Source organism: Desulfovibrio legallii, assembly GCF_004309735.1.
GTDB lineage: Bacteria > Desulfobacterota > Desulfovibrionia > Desulfovibrionales > Desulfovibrionaceae > Desulfovibrio > Desulfovibrio legallii.
This window is the reverse complement of record NZ_SIXC01000024.1, coordinates 2,501-5,201: the sequence shown is the minus strand read 5'-3', so window position 1 is coordinate 5,201 and position 2,701 is coordinate 2,501. Positions and strand designations below refer to the sequence as shown.

Here is a 2,701-nt window from a genome sequence, read left to right as displayed (position 1 = left end):
TGAGCAATCTTTGGCGACGGCCTACTTTCCCACATGACGTTATGCAGTATCATCGGCGATGGAGAGCTTAACTACCGAGTTCGGAATGGGTTCGGGTGTACCCTCTCCTCCATGGTCACCAAAGAAATTTGTCAAAAATATAATTGACAGGGAAGGAAGGAAGTTAATTTCAAACAAGCCGCACGGGCTATTAGTACTGGTCAGCTCCACGCCTCGCGGCGCTTCCACCTCCAGCCTATCGACGAGGTAGTCTACCTCGGCCCTTCAGGGATTGCTCCAGGGAGAACTTATCTTAAGGCAGGCTTCCCGCTTAGATGCTTTCAGCGGTTATCCCTTCCGCACATAGCTACCCTGCTGTGCCGTTGGCACGACAACAGGTCCACCAGGGGTGCGTCCATCCCGGTCCTCTCGTACTAGGGACAGGCCCTTTCAATTCTCCAGCGCCCACAGAAGATAGGGACCAAACTGTCTCACGACGTTTTAAACCCAGCTCGCGTACCACTTTAAACGGCGAACAGCCGTACCCTTGGGACCTGCTTCAGCCCCAGGATGTGATGAGCCGACATCGAGGTGCCAAACCGCATCGTCGATGTGAACTCTTGGATGCGATCAGCCTGTTATCCCCGGCGTACCTTTTATCCAATGAGCGATGGCCCTTCCATACGGGACCACCGGATCACTAACACCTACTTTCGTACCTGCTCGAGATGTCTCTCTTRCAGTCAAGCTCCCTTTTGCGTTTGCACTCGACGGCTGGTTTCCAATCAGCCTGAGGGAACCTTTGCATGCCTCCGTTACTCTTTAGGAGGCGACCGCCCCAGTCAAACTACCCACCAGACACTGTTCCCTCACCGGATCACGGTAGAGGGTTAGGGACCTGAAAAAACAAGGGTGGTATTTCAACAATGACTCCCCCCATACTAGCGTACAGGGTTCACAGTCTCCCACCTATCCTACACATGCTGGTCCAAATCCCAATGTCAAGCTATAGTAAAGGTGCACAGGGTCTTTCCGTCTTTCTGCGGGTACACGGCATTTTCACCGCGACTTCAATTTCACCGAGTCTCTGGCCGAGACAGTGTGGAGATCGTTACGCCATTCGTGCAGGTCGGAACTTACCCGACAAGGAATTTCGCTACCTTAGGACCGTTATAGTTACGGCCGCCGTTTACCGGGGCTTCAATTCGGAGCTTCGCTTGCGCTGACCCCTCCTTTTAACCTTCCGGCACCGGGCAGGCGTCAGTCCGTATACGTCGTCTTTACGACTTGGCACAGACCTATGTTTTTAGTAAACAGTCGCCACCACCATTTCTCTGCGGCTCCCTCGGGCTGGTTAAGTGAATCAACTTTACCCAAAAGAGCACCCCTTCTTCCGAAGGTACGGGGTTATTTTGCCGAGTTCCTTGGCCAGAGTTCTCTCGAGCGCCTTGGATTATTCATCCCACCCACCTGAGTTGGTTTGCAGTACGGTTTGCGTATCCTATACTTAGGAGCTTTTCTAGGCAGTAGAGGCTCAACGGCTTCAGGCCTTGCGGCCACGGACTCGCGTCTCAGCGTAGAGCAGCACGGATTTGCCTGTGCTGCACGCCTACCTGCTTGCACCGGGTATACCAACACCCGGACCGTTTACCTTCCTGCGTCCCTCCATCGCGCGGACACACAAGTACGAGAATATTAACTCGTTTCCCATCAGCTACGCCTTTCAGCCTCGCCTTAGGGGCCGACTAACCCTGGGAAGATTACCTTTACCCAGGAAACCTTGGGTTTACGGCGAACGGGTTTTTCACCCGTTTTATCGTTACTCATGTCAGCATAATCACTTCTCCACAGTCCAACGTGCTTTACARCACGCCTTCAGCCCATGAAGAACGCTCCCCTACCAGACCGCATACGCGGAATTCAAAGCTTCGGCACTATGCTTAGCCCCGTTACATTTTCGGCGCAACGTCATTAGACCAGTGAGCTATTACGCTTTCTTTAAACGATGGCTGCTTCTAAGCCAACGTCCTGGGTGTCTCTACAACGTCACCACCTTCACCACTGAGCATAGATTTGGAGGCCTTAGCTGTTGATCTGGGCTCTTACCCTCTCGACGACGAACCTTAGCACCCGCCGTCTGACTCCCGTGGTACATCTGATTGGCATTCTGAGTTTGAAAGAGTTTGGTAATCTGGTAGGACCCCTAGCTCTGTCAGTGCTTTACCTCCAATAGACAATCCACGAGGCTATACCTCAATATATTTCGGGGAGAACCAGCTATCACCGGGTTTGATTGGCCTTTCACCCCTATCCACAAGTCATCCAAAACGTTTTCAGCCGTTATTGGTTCGGTCCTCCACAAGGTTTTACCCTTGCTTCAACCTGCTCATGGATAGATCACCCGGTTTCGGGTCTGATCCGCACTACTTGTCGCCCTATTCAGACTCGCTTTCGCTACGGCTCCACTTGCGCTTAACCTCGCAGTACAGATCAACTCGCTGACTCATTATGCAAAAGGCACGTGGTCACCGGGCATGCCCGGCTCCCACAGCTTGTAAGCATCAGGTTTCAGATTCTATTTCACTCCCCTGACAGGGGTTCTTTTCACCTTTCCCTCACGGTACTGGTGCACTATCGGTCGTCGGTTAGTACTTAGCCTTGGAAGATGGTCCTCCCAGATTCCCACGAGGTTTCACGTGCCTCGCGGTACTCAGGTGCCGGC

Annotated in this window: 2 rRNA genes (1 of these 2 only partly in view); both read right to left on the bottom strand. The window is 52.8% G+C overall.

What is annotated here, in order from left to right:
- Nucleotides 1-8: 8 nt before the first annotated feature.
- A 5S ribosomal RNA gene (rrf, locus tag EB812_RS11545) occupies nt 9-123 on the bottom strand.
- 46 nt (nt 124-169) lie between these two features.
- A 23S ribosomal RNA gene (locus EB812_RS11540) occupies nt 170-2,701 on the bottom strand (it continues 402 nt past the right edge of the window).